Genomic DNA, 22,663 nt, shown 5'->3' with positions numbered 1-22,663 from the left:
TAACTGTTATCGCCGCCGGGCCGTTTTTCCCGACGGTAGACCGGTCTATCCTCGACGCATTCGCACCATGAATCCTCTTTGTAGATCGGAGAACCTATGAAAGCCATTGCCATTACCCAGGCCGCCGCCGACGGCAACAACATCCCCTTTTTACGCGATATCGATCTGCCGGATCCGCAGGCGCAGGGGCACGATCTGCTGGTCGAGGTCAAAGCCATTTCGGTGAACCCGGTCGACACCAAAGTGCGCGCCGGGTTTAATGCCGATAACCCGCGAGTGCTGGGCTGGGATGCGGTTGGCGTGGTGAAAGCCGTTGGCGATGCGGTGACGCTGTTCGCGCTGGGCGATGAAGTGTGGTACGCCGGCGCGCTGGGCCGCCCCGGCAGCAACAGCGAACTGCAGCTGGTTGATGAACGCATCGTGGCGCTGAAGCCGCGCTCGCTGGAGAATGCCGCCGCCGCCGCGCTGCCTCTGACCGCTATCACCGCCTGGGAATTGCTGTTCCACCGCCTTGGCGTGCAGGAAGGCGGTAACGCCGGCGATACGCTGCTGATTGTCGGCGCGGCGGGCGGCGTTGGCTCTATCCTTACCCAGTTGGCCAGCAAACTCACCAACATGACGGTAATTGGCACCGCATCGCGCCCGGAAAGCCAGAAGTGGGTACGCGAGGCCGGGGCGCATCACGTCATCGACCACAGCAAACCGCTCGGTGAAGAACTGGCGAAAATCGGCATTCATGCCGTGACCCACGTCGCCAGCCTGACCAATACCGATCAGCACTTTAACGAACTGATCGCCGCGCTCGCCCCGCAGGGTAAGCTGGCGCTGATTGATGACCCGGAGAGCCTGGACGTGGTGCCGCTGAAAGCGAAAAGCATTTCGCTGCACTGGGAATTTATGTTCACCCGCTCAATGTTTGAGACGGATGATATGATCGCCCAACATCAGCTACTGACCCGCGTCGCCGCGTTGATTGACGATAACACGCTGCGCACTACCCTTGGCGAACACTACGGCACTATCAACGCCGCCAATCTGCAAAAAGCCCACGCTAAGCTGGAAACCGGGCGCTCGGTCGGCAAAATCGTGCTGGAGGGTTTCTAAATGCGCGACGACACCATTGCGCTTATCGCGGTTCTGAAGGCGAAAGCCGGCCAAACCGAGGCCCTGCGCGACGCGCTGCAGGCGCTGCTGCTGCCAACCCGCGAGGAGCAGGGCAATCTCGACTACGCGCTGTTTCAGCTGCGCGACGCGCCGGATACCTTCTACATGCGTGAGTCCTGGCGCGACCAACAGGCGCTGGATGAGCATATCGCTCAGCCCTACTTCCAGGCCTTTATCGGCCAGATGGAGAGCCTGCTCGCCGAGCCGCTGCGGCTGGATTATCTGACACCCATCGCGCCTTGATATCACGAGCGCCTCACCTCAGTGAGGCGCCTTTTTTTAACCCTTCGAGCTGCGCTTTTCTCATCCTGCCTTAGCCAGGCTACGCTTACCCTTGCCGCGCAAAAAACGCTCACCCCTTCCGCTTGATTTATCACGCTATTGCACAAGAGGTAATGCTATGCAGATCAACGCTATAGGTACGTACTCCGCCAGCCAGCCGCTCGAATCGATGTCTATCACCCGCCGCGAACCCGGCCCACAGGATGTGCAGATCGCCATTGCATACTGCGGCGTCTGCCATTCCGATCTCCATCAGGCGCGAGCGGAATGGGCCGGGACACTGTATCCCTGCGTGCCGGGCCATGAAATCGTTGGCCGGGTGACGGCGGTCGGCGATGCCGTCTCAGGTTACGCCGTAGGCGATCTGGTGGGCGTCGGCTGTATGGTGGATAGCTGTAAACAGTGCGAGGAGTGCGCTGAAGGGCTGGAGAACTACTGCGACCATATGGTGCTGACCTATAACGGGCCGACCCAGGACGCGCCAGGGCATACGCTGGGCGGTTATTCACAGCAGATCGTGGTCAATGAACGCTACGTACTGCGGATAAATCATCCCGAAGCGCAGCTCGCCGCCGTCGCGCCGCTGTTATGCGCCGGGATCACGACCTATTCGCCGCTACGCCACTGGCACGCCGGGCCGGGCAAAAAAGTCGGCGTCGTCGGCATCGGCGGGTTGGGGCATATGGGAATCAAGTTGGCCCACGCCATGGGGGCCCACGTGGTGGCCTTTACCACCTCGGAATCCAAGCGCGACGCGGCCAGAGCGTTGGGCGCGGATGAGGTCGTAGTGTCGCGTAACGAAGACGAAATGGCGGTCCACGCCAAAAGCTTCGATTTCATCCTCAACACCGTGGCGGCGCCGCATAATCTCGATGCCTTCACCACGCTGCTAAAACGCGATGGCACCATGACGCTGGTTGGCGCCCCGGCCACGCCGCATCCGTCGCCTGAAGTGTTCAATTTGATCTTCCGCCGCCGCTCGATTGCCGGCTCGATGATCGGCGGTATCCCGGAAACCCAGGAGATGCTCGACTTCTGCGCCGAACACGGCATCGTCGCCGATATCGAGCTGATTCGCGGCGATCAGATCAACGAAGCCTGGGAAAGAATGGTCAAGGGCGACGTGAAATATCGCTTCGTGATCGACAGTTCGACCCTCGCCGGCTAAACACCGCGGCGGAAAGTCCGCCGCCACTCCGTCGGGCTGACGCCAAAACGCGCTTTAAACTGCTGGCGCCAGGTGACGGCGGAAAGATAGCCCACCGCTTCCGCCACCTGCTCGACCGGTAAATCCCCCGCTTCGAGCAGGCTCTGGCTACGGCGCAGGCGCTCGGCGGTCAACCAGTCGGCGATGCTCATCCCGGTCGCCCGGGCGAAGTGGCGGGTCAGCGTACGGCGGCTCATCGCCACCACCTCGGCCAGCGAATCAAGATTATGCGGTTCGGCAATGTGCTGCTGCAGATAATCCAGCAGACAGTTCATCCGCGCATCGCGGGTGTTGCGCGGCACCGGCTGGGCGATAAACTGCGCCTGGCCGCCCTCGCGGTGCGGCGGCACGATCATCCGCCGGGCGATCTGGTTGGCGGCGAGGCTGCCAAAACGCTGGCGAATGATATACAGGCAGCAATCTAGCGCCGCCGCGGTCCCCGCCGAGGTAATCACCTTCTGGTCATCGACGTACAGGGCGTTGATATCGAGCCGCACCTGCGGAAACAGGCGCTGGAAATCCTGCTCGAACTCCCAGTGGGTCGCCGCCCGCTTACCGTCGAGTAGCCCGGCGTAGCCAAGGACGAACGCGCCGAGGCACAGGCCGACGATTTCCGCGCCGTTATCGCGCGCTCGAACCAGACTCGCGTTCAGCGCCTGCGGCGGGCGCTGGTTGACCTCGCCCCAGTAGGGCACCACCACGATATCGGCCTGTTCCATCGCGGTAAAATCGCCGCTGGCGTACAGCGCAAAGCCGTCGCGGGCGCTGAGTAATCCCGGCTGTTCGGCGCAAATCTGCAGATTAAAACGTTTGGTTTCCGAGACCGTATCGCCAAACAGCATACAGGGGACGGCATAATGAAACGGGCTAAAGCCCTCTACGGCGACAATCGCCACGTCGGTTAATGTCATCATCCCTTCCCCTTGAGCAGATTAATAAACAACGGTTTCCCCATCCTGCGGAATACTCACTACCCCGGCAATCTGATTATCCGCGACGTACTGGCGCATCTCTTCGCGGCTCACCAGACAATGGTTAACCGCCTCCAGGTGGATGGCCATGATTTTCGCTTCCGGCAGGGCGAAATGCGCCTTCAGCAGATCCTCTTTACCCATGATGATCGGGCCAAAGCCGATAACGTGAGCGTAACCGGCGTTAAGCACCACCACATCCGGGCGCAGCTTCAGCATGTCGGCTTCGATCTCATCACGCCAGATGGTATCGCCGACCAGCCACAGCGTCTTCTCCTGCGGATGACGGAACACCACGCCGCAGGCCTCGCCCAGACGTTCAGCCATCGCCGGTACCGCGTAGGTACGGTCGCTGCCATGTTGCCCGGAAGTGGTTTTCTGCAGACTAACGCCAGCAAATTCACTGTCTGCCGACAGCAGGCGGATATCCTGAAATCCCTGGCTGCGCAGCAGCGCGGCGTCGGCCTCATGCTGGACGAAAACCGGCAGGGCTTTCGGGATCGCCGCGATCGCCGCCTCGTCCCAATGATCGTCATGGGTATGGGTGACGATAACCGCGTCAACGTCGATAATCTTTTCGCGGGAAAACGGCAGCGCCACCAGCGGATTACGTAGCTCGCTGCGCGCGGTTCCGGGAAAGCCCGGCCAGGCGCCTTTGTCCGCCAGCATGGGGTCGATCAGGAACTTTTTACCAGCGTATTCAATAATCTGTGTAGCATTGCGGATATGGGTGATGTTCATGTTAGCGTTCCTCTGTGGGGTAATCTGACGAACATCGTACTGAGTACCAGCCTGGCGCAATATGGGCGTTTGGGCAATGATCGATGAAATCGGGCCAACCTGCGACGGTTGCCAATCACAGCCGGCTATGTTGTTCTGAAGGTTAAACTTTCTACAGGAATGGCAGGATGAAGAAGAAACTAACCGCCGCCGATATGCACAACCCGCAGGTCATCGCCGAGACGCCGTGGTTCAGCATGCGCAAGGTAGGTATTGATGTCGCCCCCGGCGAGCGGCGCGACTTTTATTCCATTCACTACCCGCGCCCGGCGGTCGGAATTGTGGCGCTCCAGGATGACAAAGTGCTGCTGATTCGTCATTACCGCTATCTGATCGATAAGGTGGTGTGGGCTATCCCGTCAGGCGGCATCGATGAAGGTGAAGAGCCCGCCGTCGCCGCGCTGCGCGAACTGCGCGAAGAGACCGGCTGGCAGGCGCAACGCGCTGAGGAAATCATCCGCTACAACCCGTCATACGGCAGCAGCGACCAGCTGTTTATCACCTGGCTCGCCACCGATTTAAGCTGGGTTGGCATGGACGCAGATCAGGATGAAGTGATGGAAACCGGCTGGTTTACCTTCGAGGAGATAAACCAGCTGATCGCCCGCGGCGAAATGCCGGACGGGCTGTCTCTGGTGCCGCTACTGCACCTGATGGCGCAGCGTAGATGATTACCAGCCCGGTACCGCGCCGCCGTTGAAGATGGTTTCTGCCGCCTTCACCACTTCCGGCGACTGGTACGACTGCATAAACTCTTTCACGTTTTCGGCGTCTTTATTGTCTTCACGCGCCACAATGATGTTCACGTACGGCGAGTTTTTGTCTTCAATAAAGATGCCATCGCGCACCGGCGATAACCCGGTTTGCTGCAGGTAGGTGGTACTGATAATAGCGACATCGACCTTCGGATCGTCCAGCACCCGCGGCAGCTGCGCGCCCTCCAGCTCCATAATTTTCAGGTTTCGCGGGTTACTGGTGATATCCACCGCCGTCGGCAGCAGGCCGGTACCCGCTTTGAGGGTAATCAGCTGCTCTTTTTGCAATAACAATAGCGCGCGGCCGAGGTTGGTCGGGTCATTGGGAATGGCGATGGTCGCGCCATCTTTAATATCGGCAACGGATTTAATCTTGCGCGAATAGCCGGCCATGGGAAAGACGAAAGTATTGCCGATGGCCACCAGGTGGTAGCCGTGCGCTTTGTTGTCTTGTTCCAGATAGGGACGATGCTGGAAGACGTTGGCATCCAGCTCCCCGGCGTTGGTAGCATCGTTCGGCAACAGCGAGCCGCTAAAGCCCACCAGCTCGACGTCGAGGCCATACTTTTCTTTCGCCACCTTCTTCGCCACTTCCGCCACATCCTGTTCCGCACCGTTAATCACGCCGACTTTTATGTGTTTGGCATTGTCATTCTTCTGGTCACAGCCCGCTAACAGCAGGCCAGCCAGCATCACTGCCGCCGCCGTGCGTAAACGCCATTTCATCGTTAGTACCCCGTCAGTCCATGGAAAATCATTATTATTTTTCGAGCAAAACTATAACGATTTTGTGCTCGATTTTTAAACACGAAAAGGTATCAATAAGATGAAAATCGTCTAAGCGCGGAATGAAGCGATGGCCAGCAGCTCCCCGGTAGCGCTTACGCTTACCGGGGCTACCGGCCGAATGCCCAACCATAGCCCGGATGAGGCATTAGCCGACATCCGGGACTCTTCCCCGGTAGCGCTTACGCTTACCGGGGCTACCGGCCGAATGCCTAACCGTAGCCCGGATGAGGCGTTAGCCGACATCCGGGACTCTTCCCCGGTAGCGCTTGCGCTACCGGGGCTACCGACCGAATGCCCAACCGTAGCCCGGATGAGGCGTTAGCCGACATCCGGGACTCTTCCCCGGTAGCGCTTACGCTTACCGGGGCTACCGGCCGAATGCCTAACCGTAGCCCGGATGAGGCGTTAGCCGACATCCGGGACTCTTCCCCGGTAGCGCTTACGCTTACCGGGGCTACCGGCCGAATGCCCAACCGTGGCCCGGATGAGGCGTTAGCCAACGTCCGGGACTCTTCCCCGGTAGCGCTTACGCTTACCGGGGCTACCGACCGAATGCCCAACCATAGCCCGGATGAGGCATTAGCCGACATCCGGGACTCTTCCCCGGTAGCGCTTACGCTTACCGGGGCTACCGGCCGAATGCCTAACCGTAGCCCGGATGAGGCGTTAGCCGACATCCGGGACTCTTCGCCGGTAGCGCTTACGCTTACCGGGGCAACCGTAGCCGGGGAAATACGCTTAACTCAGGTCAACGTTTTTGCTGGCGAACAGCCAGGTGAGGACAAAACCGCATAGATACGAAACCACCAGACCGCCGGCGTACACCGCCATCCCGGCATAAATTCCGCTTCCGGAGGTCATCAGCGGCAACGCCACCAGCCCCGAGGGGCCGAACACCGTGTTCAGGCCGACCGGCAGCCCCAGCCAGGCAATCAGGCCCACGAAGAAACCGCCGCAGGCGCCGCCGATACAGGCGGTAATAAACGGTTTCATACGCGGCAGGGTTACGCCGTAAATCAGCGGTTCGCCAATGCCGAGGAAGCCTGGAATGATCGCTCCTTTGATCTGGGTTCGCAGCAGCGAATCGCGCTTCGCGCGCCAGAACAGCGCCAGCGCCGCACCCACCTGCCCGGCCCCGGCCATCGCCAGGATCGGGAACAGCGAGTTAAAGCCCTGCGCATCCACCAGCGCAAAATAGACCGGCACAAACCCCTGATGCACGCCGAACATCACCGCCAGCAGGAACAGCCCGGCCAGCACCGCCGAGCCAAACGGATTGCCGTTAAGATGCAGGAACAGCCACGACATACCGGTAAACAGCCAGCCGCCAATCGGCATAATCACCGTAAAGGTCACCGCGCCCATAATCAGCAGCGTCACCGCCGAGGTGAGGATCATATCGAGGTTAGCGGGCATTATCCGCCGCACCTGACGCTCCACCCACGCGCCAAGAATCGAGGCGATTAGCACGCCGATAATATTGCCGCGCGGGTCGATACCGTGGCCGAAGAAGGTCGAAATTCCGGCGTAGAATCCGCTGGTTGCTTCCGGGTTGTAGCCCAGCACGAACAGCGAGGCGATAATCGCGCCGTTCACGCCCGAACCGCCGAAGGCTTTCTGAGCGTTATAGCCAATCAGGATACTCAGGAAGGTAAACATCCCTTTGCTGAATACCTTCATGTAGCCAATCAGCGCCACCAGGCTGGCGTTAGGGTGCGCGTTCTCCAGCACGAAGATTTGTTCCGCCAACGTGGCAAAGCCCAGCAGCAGACCGACGGCGATGAATCCGGGGATCAACGGCGTAAAGATAGTGGCGAACTTCGCGAGAAATTTCTGTACCCCGCTGGTCTGTTTGCTCTTCAGCGCCTGCTTTTTTTCCGCCGCCACATCCGCCAGCGAGGCGGCTGCCTGCGGCGCCGCGTCCATCAGGCCGTTCATCATTTCCGCGGCGGTCTGCGCCTTGCCGGGGCCTAATACCACCTGGAACTGTTCATCGCTGACGATAACCCCCATCACGCCGTCAATCTGGCGAATGGCGGCGCTATCGGCCAGGCTTTCATCGCGCAGGGTCAAGCGCAGGCGCGTCATGCAGTTACCCGCCTGCGCCACGTTTGCGGCCCCGCCGACGTGGGCCAGGATCCGCGCTATCATCTCTTTCGTTATTTTTGCCATTGCCTGTTACCTGTCTGTCGGCGCTCAGGTGTTGCCTAGCGCCTTGCGGATATAACCGTTGTTTTTCGCCAGCAGCGACTGCGCTTCTGCGGCGCTTAAGTCAGCCAACACCATCACAATCGCCGTCTTACAGTGGCGGCCGCAGGCATCCAGCGCATTCTGCGCGGTGGCGCGATCGCAATCGGTCGCTTCCATCACGATAGACACCTGGCGCTCAATCAGCTTGGCGTTGGTCGCTTCCACATCAACCATCAGGTTGCTGTAGACCTTGCCGATGCGGATCATCGCCCCAGTGGAGATCATGTTCAGCACCAGTTTCTGTGCGGTGCCGGCTTTCAGGCGGGTCGATCCGGTAACCACTTCCGGGCCGACCACCGGGGTAATTGCGACATCCGCCAGCTGCGCCATTTCACCGTGCGGGTTACAGCTGACGATAGCAACAAACGCATTCTGGCTATGGGCGTATTCCATCGCGCCAATGACGTACGGCGTACGCCCGCTGGCCGCCAGCCCCACCAGCACATCACGGTTGCTGAAGTTAAGGTTCTGCAGATCCATCGCCCCTTGCGCTTTATTGTCTTCCACGTTTTCCACGGCGCTCAGAATCGCTTTATGTCCGCCGGCGATAATCCCCACCACCTGCTCCGGACGGGTGCCAAAGGTTGGCGGGCATTCGCTGGCGTCCAGGATACCCAAACGCCCCGACGTACCGGCGCCGATGTAAATCAGCCGCCCGCCGGCCCGCAGCGCCGCCGCCACTTTATCCACGACTTCCGCTATCTGCGGCAAGTAAGGCGTTATCGCCTGCGCCACCAGCTGATCTTCATGGTTTATCACCGTCAGCATGTCGACGGTGGAGAGGGTGTCAATGTTGGCGCTGTTGGCGTTGCGTCGCTCGGTCAGCAGTTTGCTCAGGTCGATACTCATAAAAACCTCGTTATTCTCAGTTGCGCGCAGTATAAGGAATTTTTTATTCCATTCATGTGAAGAGTATCACGATTAATACGCTGGGGATAATAGGAGAATTGTAGGTATATCCAGAGATGTTGCGGTAATAAAGGTGGAATATTTTATTACCGCAACCTGGAGTTAACGCATGTGCCAGGAGTGATTAAGGTGCTATAACGCGTCCGAAGAGGAACATTAACTGGCGCCGCCGCCCAGCGATTGCCAGAGCGTAATGCGGTTATTGAGGTCGGTCTGCTGCAGCGACAGCAGCGTCGCCTTCGCCGACCATAGCGTCCGCTGGGCGGTCAGCACCGACAGATAATCGCCGACCCCGGCCTGGTAACTCTTCATCGCGATATCCAGCGACTTCTGCTCGGCGGCAACATACTGCTGCTGGGCATCGAGCTGTTCACTCAGCGTTTCCCGGCGCGCCAGCGCATCGGCAACGTCCTTAAAGGCGCTCTGAATGGATTTCTCGTAGGTGGCAATCAGCCCCTTTTTCTCAGCCTGCGCATAGCGTAGCTGCGCCAGATTACTGCCGCCGGTGAACAGCGGCAGGCTGATGGACGGGGCGAACGACCACACCTGCATGCCATGGCTAAACAGCGACGATAGCGAATCGCTGCCGACCCCGGCGCTGGCGGTCAGCGAAATGGAGGGGAAAAAGTTCGCTCGCGCCGCACCGATATCGGCATTAGCGCTCTTGAGATTATGTTCCGCCTCCTGAATATCCGGCCGGCGCAACAGTACCGATGATGATACCCCCGCCGGCACCAGCGCGATGCTGTTATCCCCCAGGCTCTCCAGCGTACCGGGCAGCAGGCTCTCCGGCGCGGTTTCCCCCGCCAGCAGGTTAATGGCGTTTTTATCCTGCGCCACCAGCGTACGGTAGCTGGCGACGCTGGCTCGCGCCTGCTGATAGACGCTTTCCGCCGAACTTAAATCACCGGCGGAGGCGATGCCCACCGCCATCTGGCGAGCGACGATTTTGCGCGAGTTCTCCGCGCTATCCATCGTCTGCTGCGCCAGCGCCAGATTGCTATTATCCGTCGCCAGCGTCACCCAGGCGGTGGTCAAATCGGCAATCATCGTCAGTCGGGTATTTTGCGCGGTGAATTCGCTGGCAAGCCAGCTTTCTCGCGCCGCACGCGACAGGCTCTGGTTCTTGCCGAACAAGTCCAGTTCGAAGCTCGAGACCGCGCCGTCAGCCTGCGAGGTAGAACTTAAGCCGCTGGCGATCGTTTTGCTGCGGGTATGGCTCAGCTCGGCATCGACGGTGGGAAACAACGATGCGCGCGTTTCGCCATACTGGGCGCGAGCGGCTTCAATATCGGCCAATGCTTTTTGCACATCGCGGTTGCTATTAAGCGCGATGCTGACCACTTTTTTTAACCGCACATCATTGACCACTTTTTGCCAGTCGCCGACCACCGCCGTTGATTCGCCGTGTGCGCCGGGAAGGGTCGCCGGCACCGGCGCGGCCGGGCGCTCGTAGTGCGGGTCAAGAGAGACACAGCCCGCGGTCAGGAGCGCGATAAACATTAAACTCAAACGAAACATAACTTACTCCTGAGAAGGACGTGGGCGGGTAAAGAGACGCTTCACCAACACAAAGAACAGCGGGACGAAGAACACCGCTAGCAGCGTCGCCGTCAGGGTGCCGCCGATAATCCCGGTACCAATCGCCACGCGGCTGTTGGCCCCGGCGCCGGTAGCAATGGCCAGCGGCAGTACCCCGGCGATAAATGCCAGCGAGGTCATGACAATCGGACGCAGACGGGTCTGCGCGGCGCGGATCGCCGCCCGCGAGAGCGAATAGCCCTCATCCACCGCGGATTCAGCGAACTCAACGATAAGAATGGCGTTCTTCGACGACAGGCCAATGGTCGTCAACAGCGCCACCTGGAAATAGACGTCATTACTTAAGCCGCGCAGCGTGGCCGCCAGCGCCGCGCCAAGCAGGCCTAACGGGATGACCATGATCACCGAGAACGGCACTGACCAGCTTTCATACAGCGCCGCCAGGCACAGGAACACCACCAGAATCGAAATGGCGTACAGGCTCATCGCCTGGCCGCTGGCCAGTTTTTCCTGTAGCGAAATACCGCTCCATGCCCAGGTGGAACCCGCCGGCAGGCTATCGGCCAGTTTTTCCATTTTGTCCATTGCCGCCCCTGAGCTGAAGCCCGCGGCGTTTTCCCCCTGGATCTCAAAGGCGGCCGAGCCGTTGTAGCGTACCAGGCTTTCCGGGCCGTATTCCCAATGGGTGGTGGCGAACGCGGTGAACGGCGTCATGCTGTTATCGCTGCCGCGGACAAACCATTTACCAAGATCGGACGGCACGGCGCGCGCGTCGCTCTCGCCCTGGATATAGACCTTTTTCACCCGGCCGCGATCGATAAAGTCGTTGACGTACGTGCCGCCCCAGGCGCTGGAGAGCGTATCGGTCACGTCGCTGAGCGACAGCCCCAGCGAGACGGCTTTGTTGTTATCGATATCCACCTGCAGCTGTGGCATTTGTGGCAGATCGTTGGCGCGAACCGACTGCAGTTCGCCGCTCTGATTGGCTGCGGCCAGCAGTTGGCTGCGCAGCTTCATCAGGCTATCGCGATCGGTACCCCCGCTGGCCATCAGCTCGAAAGTGAAGCCATTACTTTGCCCAAGGCCGTCCACCGATGGCGGCGTCATAGCGAACAGGGTGGCGTCGCGGATCGCGCCCAGCTCTTTGTTGGCGCGCAGCGCAATGGCCTGCGCGGTATTTTCGTCGCCTTTGCGCTGCGACCAGTTTTTCAATGAGACGAAGGCCATACCGGCATTCTGACCGCTGCCGCTGAAACTGAAGCCGTCGACGGTGAAGATAACCTCGGTATTGGCTTTCTCTTTGGTGAGGAACCAGTTGGTCACCTGACGGCGCACCTCGGCGGTACGCACCGCGGTCGCCCCGGCAGGCAAGGTGTACTGGACCATGATTTCGCCCTGATCCTCCACCGGCAGGAAGCTGCCCGGCAGTTTCCACATCGCCAACGCCATCGCCCCGCAAATCAAGGCGTAAGCGCCCATCATCACCGCGCCGCGGCGTAGGCCGCCGAGTACGCGACGCTGGTAGCCCTCTTCCGTACGCCCCCACAGGCGATTAAAGGCGCCGAAGAATCCTTTGTCATGAGGTTTGGAGTGGCTTAGCAGCGCGCCGCACAGCGCCGGAGTGAGGGTTAGCGCTACCACCACCGACAGCATCATCGCCGAGATAATCGTCACCGAGAACTGGCGATAGATTACCCCGGTTGAGCCGCCGAAAAAGGCCATTGGCAGGAATACCGCCGACAGCACCAGGGCGATCGCCACCAGCGCGCCGGAGATTTCGCCCATCGATTTTTCGGTGGCTTCGCGAGCGGGCAGCCCTTCGTCGCGCATAATACGTTCGACGTTTTCCACCACCACAATGGCATCATCCACCAGCAGGCCGATCGCCAGCACCATGGCGAACAGCGTCAGGGTATTAATGGAGTAGCCGAACAGCGCCAGCACCCCAAAGGTGCCAAGTAACACGACCGGTACCGCTACCGCCGGAATGAGCGTCGCGCGGAAATTCTGCAGGAACAGATACATTACGCAGACCACGAGAATAATCGCTTCAAACAGGGTCTGAATGACGTCCTCGACCGAGATTTTGATGAACTCGGTGCTGTCTTTCGGGTAGGCGATATCGTAGCCCTGCGGCATTTGACGCTGGAATTCAGCGATTTTGCTTTTCACCAGCGTTGCGGTATCCAGCGCGTTGGCGCCGGGTGCCATCATCACCGCAATCCCGGCTGCGGGGTGGCCGTTCAGATTAGCGGTAGCGGTGTAATCCTCGCTGCCCATCTCCACCCGCGCGACATCGCTCAGGCGCACCACCGAACCGTCGGACTGGCTCTTTACAATGATCGCTTTGAACTGGTCAGGAGTTTGCAGCCGCGACTGCGCGCGCACGGTGGCGGTCAATTGCTGGGCATTGGACGACGGTAGCGCGCCGATTTTACCCGCGGAAACCTGCACGTTCTGCGCCTCAATAGCCGACTGTACGTCGGAAGGCATCAACGAGTAAGAGGCGAGTTTGGTCGGGTCCATCCAGACGCGCATCGCGTATTCGGCGCCGAATACCTGCAGGCTGCCGACGCCCTCCACGCGCGCCAGCGGGTCCTGCATATTGCTGACCAGCCAATCGGAGATATCAGAACTGGTGGCGCGGTTGGTTTTGTCATACACCGCGAGGATTAACAGGAAACTGCTTTGCGATTTTTCTACCGTTACGCCAGATTGCTGTACTTCACTCGGCAGACGCGATTCCGCCTGCTGCACTTTGTTTTGTACCTGTACCTGCGCAGTATCCGGATCCGTTCCCTGCTCAAAGGTGACGGTAATACTTACCGTACCATCCGAACTGCTGGTGGAGGTGAAATAAAGTAAGTTATCCAGTCCGGTGAGCTGCTGCTCGATAACCTGGGTGACGCTGTTTTCCAGGGTTTCTGCGGAAGCTCCGGTATAGGTAGCGGATATTTTGACCGCCGGCGGGGCGACGTCCGGATATTGTCCCACCGGCAGCGTGCGGATCGCCAGCGCCCCGGCAAGCATGATAAGGATAGCGATCACCCAGGCAAAGACCGGGCGACGTACGAAGAAACGGGAGAACATCAGGCATTGCCTCCGTTATTTTTGACGGCAACGGCCTTCACCGCTTGTCCGGGGGACACTTTACCGGTGCCTTCGACAATCAGCTTGTCGCCCGCTTTCAGACCGCTCAGCACCAGCCATTTATCGCCGTAGGTATCGCCGGTTTGCACGGTACGCTGCTCAACGTTGTTGTCGGCATTGACAACCAGCGCCGTGGCGTCGCCTTTGGCATCGCGGGTGATACCCTGCTGCGGCGCGAGGATCGCGTCGTTCATGATGCCTTCATCGATACGCGCGCGGACAAACATTCCCGGCAGCAGGACGTGCTGCGGGTTGGGGAAGATGGCGCGCAGGGTCACCGAGCCAGTGGATTCATCGACGGCGACTTCGGTGAGCGCCAGGCGCCCTTTTTCGGGATAGGTACTGCCATCTTCAAGGGTTAACGTCACGCTGAGGGTATCGCTATTGCTGGCCAGGCTCTGCCTGCGTAAGCGCAGGAGATCGACACTGGATCGCGTCAGATCGACATACATGGTGTCGAGGCCGCGGATCGTCGCCAGCGCGGTATCCTGGTCGGCAGAGACCAGCGCTCCCGGCGTAACCGAGGAGATGCCGATGCGCCCGGCAATCGGCGCGGTGACGGTGGTCCAGTTCAGGTTGATGCGCGCGCTCTCGAGCGCCGCTTTTTTCGACTCCACGCTGGCCTTGTCCTGGGCGCAGGCGGAGGCAGCGTCATCGGCATCCTGGCGAGAGACGCCGTTATCTCTGACCAACGACGCGTAGCGTTGGGCTTTCTGGCAATCAGAGACCACCAGCGCCTGGGCCTGCTTCAACGCGGCCGCCGCTTCGTTCCAGGCGGCGCGATAACTGGAGGGATCGATCTGGTAAAGGGCCTGCCCGGCCTTCACCATATCGCCTTCGGTAAACAGGCGCTTCTGAATGATGCCGCCGACCTGCGGGCGCACTTCGGCGCTGAGCGAGGCGGTAGTGCGGCCAGTCAGTTGGCTGACCACCGGCACCGGCTGGGCTTGCAGCGTAACAATTCCCACCTCCGGCGTGGGTTGTTGCGGCGCAGTTGTCTGCGCATTATCGCATCCGCTCAGGAGAAATAATGCTGTCGCGATGGGGGCTATGATGTGTTTCATTTTATTTTCTCAAGATGTAAGACGTCCCCCCGTGAATTAAATCGCGAGGAAAAGAGGGGCGCTGCGGCATTTTCGTCTCAATGGAAATATCGCAATGAAGCTTAGATGTTCCTTAACACTATTATTATTGTGGGGATTCTCAGCCCGCCCTTTCGAAAGTCATGGAAAGGTTATTTCGCTTACTTTGAAGGACAAAATTAAGACAAAAAATAATGGAGAAAATAAGAATATTTTGTGAAAGTCAGTAGAGGAAAATATAACGATAGCCTGTGCAACTGGAGAAACTTAATGGCTCTAATAATTACAAAAAGCATTAATCCCGACGATCAACAAGAATTGTTTGCCGGCCTACGGCAGTATAATCAGCAGTATCTCGACGCAGATCAGTTTGGCGATCTGGGCATTTACTCCCGCGATGAGCAAGCGGTAATGCGCGGCGGGCTTATCGCCAAACGCAAAGGCAACTGGCTGTGTATCGAATACTTATGGGTGAGCGAAGCGACGCGCGGCAATGGTCTGGGCCGCGAGCTTATGCAGGAAGCGGAACAGCAGGCGCAGGCGTTGGGCTGCAGTCATCTCCTGGTCGATACCTTTAGCTTCCAGGCGCTGCCGTTTTATCAGAAATTAGGCTATCAGTTGCAGATGTCGCTGCCCGATTTCCCGCACGCGGGTATGCAGCGCCACTACTTGTCGAAAGCGCTGTAACGATAACCGCGGATAAGGCGCGACTTTTGCGCCGGATGGCGGCTACGCCTTATCCGGCCTACAGTTCTTAGGTAGCCCGGACAAGGCGCAACGCGCCGCCTCCGGGAAAATCCCTGCGCCAGGAGAGTCATAACGCAGAAGCAGTGTCGGCATCTGAATTAACACCTTAACCGCCGACCCCGTGGCCCATTAACGCCAGCGCGTGGCTCACAATGGTCTGCCGGGTTACCGCCTGTAAACGCGGATCGCTATGGATGCGCGAGAACGGCACCAGCACCAGGCTAATCACCGTGGTAAACAGCAGCTCCGGCGCCAGCGCCGGGTTAATTTTCCCCTCCTGCTGCCAGCGACGAACCGTCTCCAGCATCACCTGAAAACGCTCCTCGCCGAAGCGCGCATCCATGTGCTGGCGCAGCATCGGCATCTCGCCGATGATCTCCTGCATCCACAGCGGCGCGAACCAGGCATTTTGCTCCGCCATGTCCGCCAGCGTCTCAACCATCATCGTCAACGCCGTCACCGGATCCTGCGGATGGTCGACAAATATGCGGCTGATATCGTTGCGCAGCGGCATAAAGCGCTCTTCCAGCAAATTCTCAATCAGCGCTTCACGCGACGTAAAATAGTAATTCAGCATCGCCGGCGTCACCCCGGCCTCTTTGGCAATGGCATTTAGCGACACGCGGGCCGCGCCGTGACGAGCAAACAGCGCCAGGGCGATATCGATTAACTGCTCGCGGTTAGCGGTTCCCGGCTTTTTACCGCGTGGCCGACCGGGGCGGCGCGGCGCTTCATTAGCTTTTAGTGCTGGCATATGCTGGCGATCTCTTGACCCGATTCATCATTTCCCTAAATATTAATTATGCATTTAATTAATTTCAAGAGAGTGATGCAATGACATCTGAAGTCGCAAGCCAACCGGCGCCGTCAATCCGCCTGCTGTTCAGCGCCCTGCTGCTGGTGATGCTGCTGTCGGCGCTGGACCAGACCATCGTCTCCACCGCCTTGCCTACGATCGTTGGCGAGCTCGGCGGGCTGGATAAACTCTCGTGGGTGGTCACCGCCTATATCCTCAGCTCGACCATCGTAGTGCCGCTGTACGGTAAATTCGGCGATCTGTTCGGGCGTAAAATCGTGCTGCAGATGGCGATCGTGTTGTTTCTTGCCGGTTCCGCGCTTTGCGGGCTGGCGCAGAACATGACGCAATTGGTACTGATGCGCGCGCTACAGGGGCTCGGCGGCGGCGGCCTGATGGTGATCAGCATGGCGGCGGTCGCCGACGTTATCCCTCCTGCCAACCGCGGACGCTATCAGGGGCTGTTCGGCGGCGTCTTCGGCCTGGCGACGGTTATCGGCCCGCTGATCGGCGGTTTCCTGGTACAGCACGCCTCGTGGCGCTGGATTTTCTATATCAACCTGCCGCTGGGCCTGTTCGCACTGCTGGTCATCGGCGCGGTATTCCACAGCAGCAACAAACGCAGCCAGCATCAGATTGACTGGCTGGGGGCGATTTACCTCAGCATGGCGCTGTTGTGCATCATCCTGTTTACCTCGGAAGGCGGCAGCGTCCATGCGTGGAATGACCCGCAGCTGTGGTGCATTCTGGCCTTCGGCATCGTGGGGATCATCGGCTTTATCTATGAAGAACGGATCGCCGCCGAGCCGATTATTCCGCTGTCGCTATTCCGCAACCGCAGCTTCCTGCTGTGTAGTCTGATTGGCTTTGTTATCGGCATGTCGCTGTTCGGTTCGGTCACTTTCCTGCCGCTCTATCTGCAGGTGGTGAAAGAGGCGACGCCAACCGAGGCCGGGTTACAGTTAATCCCGCTGATGGGCGGCCTGCTGCTGACCTCGATCATCAGCGGCCGGGTGATTAGCCACACCGGGAAATACCGGATTTTCCCGATTATCGGTACCCTGCTCGGCGTGACCGGCATGGTGCTGCTGACCCGTATCACCATTCATTCGCCGATGTGGCAGTTATACCTGTTTACCGGCGTGCTCGGCGCGGGCCTGGGGCTGGTGATGCAGGTACTGGTACTGGCGGTACAGAACGCGATGCCGGCGCAGATGTACGGCGTCGCCACTTCCGGCGTGACCTTGTTCCGCTCGATTGGCGGCTCCATCGGTGTGGCATTGTTCGGCGCGGTCTTTACCCATGTGCTGCAAAATAACCTGCAGAAACTGCTGCCGGAAGGCGCGGTGCTGCCGCCAGCCATGAACCCGGTGGCGGTACAGCATCTGCCTGCGGCGATCCGCCTCGATTATCTCGACGCCTTCGGCGCGGCGATCCATGCGGCGTTCCTGATGGCGGCCTGCATTATGGCCGTCGCGTTTGTTCTTTCCTGGCTATTGAAGGAGGCGCCGCTGAAAACCGCGGCGCATTAAGCGGCCCCGGCAATACGCAGCAAGGACTGGCGCAGCGCCGGCGCGGCAAAATCGATAAATTTCCGCAGCTTAAGCGGCGCCAGCTCCCGCGCGGTATATAACAAATGAACCGGCGCGGGCTCCGGCTCGACGCTTTCCAGCAGCAGACGCAGTTCCCCGCAGCGCAGGCCATCCAGCGCCTGATAGTGCAGCAAGCGGGCCACCCCAACGCCCAGCCGGGCGGCATCGGCGGCGCTCTCCGGCGTGGTGACGGCTAACACCGGCGGCAGATGAATGAGCTGGTCCTCGCGCTCAACGGCGCGAAAGCGCCAGCCGCGATAGGGCATCGGCGATTCAATACGGATGATCGGCATCGCCGCCAGATCGCGCGGACGCTGCGGTTCGCCGTATTTCGCCAACAGCGCGGGATGGGCGCAGGCGACAATGCGCATCGCACCCAGCCGGGTCGCCACCATGCTGCTATCAGCCAGTTCGCCAATCCGTACCGCCAGATCGATATGGTCACCGACCAGATCGGCATTACTGTCGCTGAGTAACAAACGTACGCGAATCTGCGGATAACGGGCGATAAATTCACTAATAACTGGCAGAACGTGCTGTCGACCAAACATGGTCGGCGCGGAGATCACCAGCTCGCCCTTCGGCTCCTGGTATTCACCCGTTGCCCGGCGTTCGGCGTTTTCCACCTCTTCGAGGATCCGCCGCGCAGCGGCGACATAATCGACGCCGGCATCAGTGAGGGTGAGTTTACGGGTGGTGCGCGTCAATAAACGGACTCCCAGCGCGCTCTCCAGCTCGCCGATATTACGGCTCACGGTCGTTAGCGGCATATTCATCGCCCGCGCCGCCGCCGACATACTGCCCAGTTCAGTGACTTTCACCAGCAGCGTCATAGCGCTTAATCGGTCCATTATTCTCCCGTTATCTGGAAAGATGATTACCAGATAAGCAGTATTATCATTTTTCACAGCACAGTCCATGATAGCCCCCTACCTTCAGGAGGCGTTATGGCAGCAACCTTTCTCGATATCGCTATCACCCCGGATGTCATGGATGTGCAACATGAAATGGGCAGCGACCAGCTGTGGCAAACGCCGCACAGCCGCCGTCAGGCGGATCGCTTCGGCGCCAGCGAAGAAGGGATGATCGCTACCCGCGACAGTTTTTATCTGGCGACGGTGTCGCAAAGCGGCTGGCCCTACATTCAGCATCGCGGCGGCCCGCCGGGTTTTCTGCGCCTGCTGGATGACGCCACGCTGGCCATGGCCGATTTCGGCGGTAATCGCCAGTACATTACCACCGGCAACCTGCGCGGCAGCGACCGGGCCTGCCTGTTTTTGATGGATTACCCGCGCCGTGCCAGGCTGAAGATCTACGCTACCGTCGAGGTGCTGGCGGCGGAAGAGCAGCCTGAGCTGCTGGCGTTAGTGACGCCGGCAAACTATCGCGCCCGCATCGAACGCCTGTTTCGTTTTCATCTGCAGGCTTTTGACTGGAACTGCCCGCAGCACATTACGCCGCGCTACAGCGCACAGCAGGTCGCGGAATACAGCCAGAGCCTGCAAGAGCGTATTCATGAACTGGAGCAGGAGAATCAGCGCCTGCAGCATCAATTATCCCCAAAAGGAGAGTCCTGATGAGCGAACAACGTCCCCCGTTACCGCCGTTCACCCGCGACAGCGCAGTGCAGAAGGTGCGCGCCGCAGAAGATGGCTGGAACAGCCGCGATGCGCAAAAAGTCGCGCTGGCTTATACCGTGGATAGCGAATGGCGCAACCGCAGCGAATTTGTCCACGGACGGGGGCAAATCGTGGAGTTTCTGCAGCGAAAATGGCGTAAAGAGCTGCAATACCGGCTGATTAAGGAGCTATGGGCGTGGCAGGATAATCGCATCGCCGTACGCTTCGCCTATGAGTGGTGCGACGACAGCGGCAACTGGTTTCGTTCGTACGGCAATGAAAACTGGCAGTTTGATGAGCACGGCCTAATGGCCACGCGCTACGCCTGCATTAACGATTTGCCGATCGCGGAAAGCGAGCGCCTGTTCCACTGGCCCCAGGGTCGCCGCCCTGACGATCATCCGGGGCTAAGCGAACTGGGACTGTAAACAGGCGCGCGACGACGGGTTAATCGGCTTTCGGGAAGTCCACTACCGTGTCGTTAACCCGGTTCACCATGTTGGTGAACAGGATGGCGCTGACGGCGCTGATGATCTCAATCACCTGCTGGTCGCTAAAACCGGCGTGACGCAGCGCGGCGACATCCGCTTCCGGCAGCGTACCGGTGGTGGTCACCAAGGTTTGGGCGAATTTCACCAGCGCGTCCAGGCGCGCATCTTCCGTATACTCGCCGCGGCGCAGGGCGTGGATTTGCTCGCCGCTGAAACCCGCTTTTTTGGCCATCAGGGTATGGGCGGCCAGGCAGTAATCACAGCCGGTCGCTTCGCTGACCGATAAATTAATCGCCTCCAGCTCCTGCGCGCTAAGGCTGCTTTTATGCAGCATCGCGTTGTGCGCCAGCGCCTGCTGGAGCGCCGCCGGCGAGTGGCCGCCGATGGTCAGATAGGCATTCGGCACTTTACCCATCGCTTTTTTAATTCCGGCGAAAATATCGGCGGCTTTACCGGTGGCATCTTGTTCACGGATATCGGCTAAACGGCTCATGGTGTACTCCTGTTATTTGAGGGTATGTTGTGGCAATGGAGACATCTTAGTGGTCGGCGACGTGCTAGACTGGCGCTCTTCGTCTCATTTTTTTGTCTTATCGTCTCAGGAGTCGCATGGATAGTTTGAGCCATCTGTTGACGCTGCTGGCCCCACGTTGCGAAGTGAATCTGCATTGCCGTTTCGGCGGCCGCTGGCAGGCCGGACACGATCAAATGCGCGCGGGCGTGGTGCCGTGGCACTTTGTGTTGCGCGGCGAAGGGCGTCTAACCGTCGGTCATCAAACCCGCCACATGCGCGCCGGCGACGTGATCCTGCTGCCGCACGGTTCGCCGCATCTGATGGAGAGCCTGGTGGAGTGGGGCCAGGTACTGCCCGTCGCCCATCGCTTTAACGGCACGCTAACGGAAGTGCGTACCGCCGTGGAAAGCGACGCGCTGGAGATGCTCTGCGGCGAGTTTTACTTCGGCCCGCACGTCAACTGGCTGTTCGCCGAAGAGTCGGCGCTTATCCATTTACATACCGATGAGCGCGAAGATTGCCCGGAACTGAATATTTTGCTTAACGTGCTGGTACGCGAAAGCCTGGCGGAACATCCCGGCGGTAGCGCTATCGTGCGCAGCCTTGGCGATACGCTGCTGGTGCTGCTGTTACGTACCCTGCTCGGCGCGCAGGAGCCGCCGGGCGGCCTGCTGCGCCTGATGAGCGATGCGCGGCTGATGCCGGCCGTTCTCGCGGTGCTGGCCGCGCCGGAACAGCCGTGGACTATCGAGAGCATGGCGGCGCGGGCGTTTTTATCGCGCGCCACCTTCGCCCGCCATTTTGCCCGCGTCTATCATCTGACGCCGCAGGCGTGGCTGTCGCAGCTGCGGATGGCGATGGCCGCTCGCCTGCTACATCTCGATCGCCAGGCGCGGCTGGAAGTGATTGCCGAACGCTGCGGTTTTCAATCACAGGCTTCATTTGCGAAAACCTTTAAAAAACACTACGGCATGACGCCGGGCGAGTGGCGTCGGCAGTAAAGCGCGCGCCGCGTCGCGCCGTGCTATGATTCCTGCTTTGCGCTATTTCACGCGAGGGAAAAATGGGTTCCAGCAAAAGAGGGATGTTGAACGTATTGATCGCCGCCGTCCTGTGGGGCAGTTCCGGGGTCTGCGCGCAGTACATTATGCAGCAAAGTCAGATGTCATCGCCCTATCTGACCATGATCCGCCTGCTGTTCGCCGGGCTGATTTTGCTGATGCTCGCCTTCGTTCACGGCGACAAAATTTTCCGCGTTATGCAAAACCGCAAAGATGCCCTCAGCCTGCTGTTTTTCTCGCTGGTCGGCGCGTTAACCGTGCAGTACACCTTCCTGATGACTATCGAGAAGTCGAACGCCGCCACCGCCACGGTGCTACAGTTTTTGTCGCCGACGATTATCGTCGCCTGGTTCGCGCTGGCGCGTAAGGCGCGGCCCAGTCCCTTTGTGCTACTGGCGATTGGCACCTCGCTTGCCGGCACCTTCCTGCTGGTCACCCACGGCAACCCAACCTCGCTCTCCATCTCGCCGGCGGCGCTGTTCTGGGGGATCGCCTCAGCCTTCGCGGCGGCGTTTTATACCACCTATCCCTCAACGCTTATCGCCCGCTACGGCACGCTGCCGATCGTCGGCTGGAGCATGCTGATTGGCGGGGCGATGCTGTTGCCGTTTTATGGCAGCCAGAGCGCGAACTTTGTAGTGAACGGCCGTCTTCTGCTGGCGTTTTTCTATCTCGTGGTGATCGGCACCTCGCTGACCTTCAGCCTGTATCTCAACGGCGCTCAGAAAATTGGCGGCGCGAAAGCCGGGATCCTCAGCTGCGCCGAGCCGCTGAGCAGCGCCCTGCTCTCTCTATTGCTGTTGGGCATTACCTTTACTCTGCCGGACTGGCTGGGGACGCTGTTGATTCTCTCTTCGGTCATTCTTATCGCGGTGGATTCCCGGCGGCGGGTACGCGCGGCGTAATAGCAATTGTCTGATTTTAAACAACAAAAAATGTCTAACATTTGCGCAATTCACCTG

At 59.5% G+C, this 22,663-nt stretch carries 22 protein-coding genes; 10 read left to right on the top strand and 12 right to left on the bottom strand.

Translation table 11 applies throughout. The features are described from left to right. Positions 1-96: 96 nt before the first annotated feature. The 3 genes from KGA69_RS06690 to KGA69_RS06680 all read left to right on the top strand — a co-directional run bounded on the left by KGA69_RS06690 (position 97) and on the right by KGA69_RS06680 (position 2,614). Positions 97-1,104 (top strand): zinc-binding alcohol dehydrogenase family protein, encoded by a 1,008-nt coding sequence (locus tag KGA69_RS06690; RefSeq protein ID WP_045390550.1) that lies wholly within the window; start codon positions 97-99, stop codon positions 1,102-1,104. Next, positions 1,105-1,407 (top strand): putative quinol monooxygenase, encoded by a 303-nt coding sequence (locus KGA69_RS06685; RefSeq protein ID WP_045390549.1) that lies wholly within the window; start codon positions 1,105-1,107, stop codon positions 1,405-1,407. It begins immediately after the preceding gene. Between the two features lie 157 nt (positions 1,408-1,564). After that, entirely contained in the window at positions 1,565-2,614 is a 1,050-nt protein-coding gene (locus tag KGA69_RS06680) for an NAD(P)-dependent alcohol dehydrogenase (RefSeq protein ID WP_045390547.1), read from the top strand. Here the strand turns inward: KGA69_RS06680 and KGA69_RS06675 are convergent. Then, positions 2,611-3,564 carry a GlxA family transcriptional regulator gene (locus tag KGA69_RS06675; RefSeq protein ID WP_045390821.1) on the bottom strand — a complete coding sequence of 318 codons (954 nt, stop codon included), beginning with the start codon at positions 3,562-3,564 and terminating at the stop codon, positions 2,611-2,613. The genes KGA69_RS06680 and KGA69_RS06675 overlap by 4 nt on opposite strands. A gap of 21 nt (positions 3,565-3,585) precedes the next feature. Next, positions 3,586-4,365: an MBL fold metallo-hydrolase gene (locus KGA69_RS06670; RefSeq protein ID WP_045390545.1), complete on the bottom strand. Its 780-nt coding sequence runs from the start codon at positions 4,363-4,365 to the stop codon at positions 3,586-3,588. A gap of 167 nt (positions 4,366-4,532) precedes the next feature. On the opposite strand from KGA69_RS06670, the gene KGA69_RS06665 reads away from it, so the two are divergent. Further along, on the top strand, positions 4,533-5,075 hold the full coding sequence (locus KGA69_RS06665) for an NUDIX domain-containing protein (RefSeq protein ID WP_045390543.1): 543 nt from the start codon (positions 4,533-4,535) through the stop codon (positions 5,073-5,075). Here the strand turns inward: KGA69_RS06665 and nlpA are convergent, their stop codons facing one another. The 7 genes from nlpA to eefA form a co-directional block, all read right to left on the bottom strand. Beyond that, complete coding sequence (gene nlpA, locus KGA69_RS06660) at positions 5,076-5,885, bottom strand: lipoprotein NlpA (protein ID WP_045390540.1); 810 nt, start codon at positions 5,883-5,885, stop codon at positions 5,076-5,078. It abuts the gene before it with no gap. 272 nt (positions 5,886-6,157) lie between these two features. Then, positions 6,158-6,625, bottom strand: coding sequence for a hypothetical protein (locus tag KGA69_RS06655; RefSeq protein ID WP_213292925.1), 468 nt, complete (start codon positions 6,623-6,625; stop codon positions 6,158-6,160). A gap of 61 nt (positions 6,626-6,686) precedes the next feature. Then, positions 6,687-8,120 carry a PTS N-acetylmuramic acid transporter subunit IIBC gene (gene murP / locus KGA69_RS06650; RefSeq protein ID WP_063416180.1) on the bottom strand — a complete coding sequence of 478 codons (1,434 nt, stop codon included), beginning with the start codon at positions 8,118-8,120 and terminating at the stop codon, positions 6,687-6,689. Positions 8,121-8,144: 24 nt separating this feature from the next. Then, positions 8,145-9,047, bottom strand: coding sequence for an N-acetylmuramic acid 6-phosphate etherase (murQ, locus tag KGA69_RS06645; RefSeq protein WP_045390537.1), 903 nt, complete (start codon positions 9,045-9,047; stop codon positions 8,145-8,147). A 216-nt stretch (positions 9,048-9,263) separates the two neighbouring features. Further along, entirely contained in the window at positions 9,264-10,628 is a 1,365-nt protein-coding gene (gene eefC / locus KGA69_RS06640) for a multidrug efflux RND transporter outer membrane subunit EefC (protein ID WP_213292924.1), read from the bottom strand. A 3-nt stretch (positions 10,629-10,631) separates the two neighbouring features. Next, positions 10,632-13,739, bottom strand: coding sequence for a multidrug efflux RND transporter permease subunit EefB (gene eefB, locus KGA69_RS06635; RefSeq protein ID WP_047066676.1), 3,108 nt, complete (start codon positions 13,737-13,739; stop codon positions 10,632-10,634). Next, positions 13,739-14,863, bottom strand: coding sequence for a multidrug efflux RND transporter periplasmic adaptor subunit EefA (gene eefA / locus KGA69_RS06630; protein ID WP_045390528.1), 1,125 nt, complete (start codon positions 14,861-14,863; stop codon positions 13,739-13,741). Before eefA ends, eefB begins: the two co-directional genes overlap by 1 nt. Before the next feature lie 288 nt (positions 14,864-15,151). Here eefA and KGA69_RS06625 point away from each other — a divergent pair, with 288 nt between their 5' ends. Next, on the top strand, positions 15,152-15,568 hold the full coding sequence (locus KGA69_RS06625; protein ID WP_045390525.1) for a GNAT family N-acetyltransferase: 417 nt from the start codon (positions 15,152-15,154) through the stop codon (positions 15,566-15,568). A gap of 166 nt (positions 15,569-15,734) precedes the next feature. Here the strand turns inward: KGA69_RS06625 and KGA69_RS06620 are convergent, their stop codons facing one another. Then, positions 15,735-16,382, bottom strand: a complete 648-nt coding sequence (locus KGA69_RS06620) for a TetR/AcrR family transcriptional regulator (protein ID WP_045390522.1) — start codon at positions 16,380-16,382, stop codon at positions 15,735-15,737. Positions 16,383-16,462: 80 nt separating this feature from the next. Between KGA69_RS06620 and KGA69_RS06615 the strand changes: the two genes are divergently transcribed. After that, positions 16,463-17,956, top strand: coding sequence for an MDR family MFS transporter (locus tag KGA69_RS06615; protein ID WP_045390519.1), 1,494 nt, complete (start codon positions 16,463-16,465; stop codon positions 17,954-17,956). On the opposite strand, the gene KGA69_RS06610 is transcribed toward KGA69_RS06615, so the two are convergent. Then, entirely contained in the window at positions 17,953-18,924 is a 972-nt protein-coding gene (locus tag KGA69_RS06610; protein WP_213292923.1) for a LysR substrate-binding domain-containing protein, read from the bottom strand. The genes KGA69_RS06615 and KGA69_RS06610 overlap by 4 nt on opposite strands. Positions 18,925-18,963: 39 nt before the next feature. Here KGA69_RS06610 and KGA69_RS06605 point away from each other — a divergent pair, with 39 nt between their 5' ends. Both KGA69_RS06605 and KGA69_RS06600 read left to right on the top strand, forming a co-directional pair. Continuing rightward, entirely contained in the window at positions 18,964-19,593 is a 630-nt protein-coding gene (locus tag KGA69_RS06605; protein WP_063447230.1) for a pyridoxamine 5'-phosphate oxidase family protein, read from the top strand. Beyond that, positions 19,593-20,063 carry a nuclear transport factor 2 family protein gene (locus tag KGA69_RS06600; protein ID WP_213292922.1) on the top strand — a complete coding sequence of 157 codons (471 nt, stop codon included), beginning with the start codon at positions 19,593-19,595 and terminating at the stop codon, positions 20,061-20,063. Before KGA69_RS06605 ends, KGA69_RS06600 begins: the two co-directional genes overlap by 1 nt. Positions 20,064-20,082: 19 nt before the next feature. Here KGA69_RS06600 and KGA69_RS06595 read toward each other — a convergent pair whose 3' ends face one another. Continuing rightward, positions 20,083-20,619, bottom strand: a complete 537-nt coding sequence (locus KGA69_RS06595; protein WP_015369089.1) for a carboxymuconolactone decarboxylase family protein — start codon at positions 20,617-20,619, stop codon at positions 20,083-20,085. Between the two features lie 116 nt (positions 20,620-20,735). Between KGA69_RS06595 and KGA69_RS06590 the strand changes: the two genes are divergently transcribed. Next, a complete protein-coding gene (locus tag KGA69_RS06590; protein ID WP_213292921.1) occupies positions 20,736-21,641 on the top strand; it encodes an AraC family transcriptional regulator in 906 nt (301 codons plus the stop codon). 62 nt (positions 21,642-21,703) lie between these two features. Then, positions 21,704-22,606, top strand: a complete 903-nt coding sequence (locus KGA69_RS06585; RefSeq protein ID WP_015369087.1) for an EamA family transporter — start codon at positions 21,704-21,706, stop codon at positions 22,604-22,606. Positions 22,607-22,663: the final 57 nt, after the last annotated feature.

Origin of the sequence: Klebsiella sp. A52 (genome assembly GCF_018388785.1) — a bacterium.
In the GTDB taxonomy this organism is placed as follows: Bacteria; Pseudomonadota; Gammaproteobacteria; order Enterobacterales; family Enterobacteriaceae; genus Klebsiella; species Klebsiella aerogenes.
The sequence above is the reverse complement of the archived record's forward strand: the minus strand, read 5'-3'. Positions and strand labels throughout refer to the sequence as shown.

Coding starts and splice junctions, on each gene's coding strand:
- KGA69_RS06595 (WP_015369089.1), bottom strand. CDS start 20,619: ATGAGCCGTTTAGCCGATATCCGTGAACAAGATGCCACCGGTAAAGCC.
- KGA69_RS06685 (WP_045390549.1), top strand. CDS start 1,105: ATGCGCGACGACACCATTGCGCTTATCGCGGTTCTGAAGGCGAAAGCC.
- eefA (WP_045390528.1), bottom strand. CDS start 14,863: ATGAAACACATCATAGCCCCCATCGCGACAGCATTATTTCTCCTGAGC.
- KGA69_RS06600 (WP_213292922.1), top strand. CDS start 19,593: ATGAGCGAACAACGTCCCCCGTTACCGCCGTTCACCCGCGACAGCGCA.
- murQ (WP_045390537.1), bottom strand. CDS start 9,047: ATGAGTATCGACCTGAGCAAACTGCTGACCGAGCGACGCAACGCCAAC.
- KGA69_RS06665 (WP_045390543.1), top strand. CDS start 4,533: ATGAAGAAGAAACTAACCGCCGCCGATATGCACAACCCGCAGGTCATC.
- KGA69_RS06585 (WP_015369087.1), top strand. CDS start 21,704: ATGGGTTCCAGCAAAAGAGGGATGTTGAACGTATTGATCGCCGCCGTC.
- KGA69_RS06620 (WP_045390522.1), bottom strand. CDS start 16,382: ATGCCAGCACTAAAAGCTAATGAAGCGCCGCGCCGCCCCGGTCGGCCA.
- nlpA (WP_045390540.1), bottom strand. CDS start 5,885: ATGAAATGGCGTTTACGCACGGCGGCGGCAGTGATGCTGGCTGGCCTG.
- KGA69_RS06615 (WP_045390519.1), top strand. CDS start 16,463: ATGACATCTGAAGTCGCAAGCCAACCGGCGCCGTCAATCCGCCTGCTG.
- murP (WP_063416180.1), bottom strand. CDS start 8,120: ATGGCAAAAATAACGAAAGAGATGATAGCGCGGATCCTGGCCCACGTC.
- eefC (WP_213292924.1), bottom strand. CDS start 10,628: ATGTTTCGTTTGAGTTTAATGTTTATCGCGCTCCTGACCGCGGGCTGT.
- KGA69_RS06590 (WP_213292921.1), top strand. CDS start 20,736: ATGGATAGTTTGAGCCATCTGTTGACGCTGCTGGCCCCACGTTGCGAA.
- KGA69_RS06675 (WP_045390821.1), bottom strand. CDS start 3,564: ATGACATTAACCGACGTGGCGATTGTCGCCGTAGAGGGCTTTAGCCCG.
- KGA69_RS06655 (WP_213292925.1), bottom strand. CDS start 6,625: ATGTCGGCTAACGCCTCATCCGGGCTACGGTTAGGCATTCGGCCGGTA.
- KGA69_RS06670 (WP_045390545.1), bottom strand. CDS start 4,365: ATGAACATCACCCATATCCGCAATGCTACACAGATTATTGAATACGCT.
- KGA69_RS06680 (WP_045390547.1), top strand. CDS start 1,565: ATGCAGATCAACGCTATAGGTACGTACTCCGCCAGCCAGCCGCTCGAA.
- eefB (WP_047066676.1), bottom strand. CDS start 13,739: ATGTTCTCCCGTTTCTTCGTACGTCGCCCGGTCTTTGCCTGGGTGATC.
- KGA69_RS06690 (WP_045390550.1), top strand. CDS start 97: ATGAAAGCCATTGCCATTACCCAGGCCGCCGCCGACGGCAACAACATC.
- KGA69_RS06605 (WP_063447230.1), top strand. CDS start 18,964: ATGGCAGCAACCTTTCTCGATATCGCTATCACCCCGGATGTCATGGAT.
- KGA69_RS06625 (WP_045390525.1), top strand. CDS start 15,152: ATGGCTCTAATAATTACAAAAAGCATTAATCCCGACGATCAACAAGAA.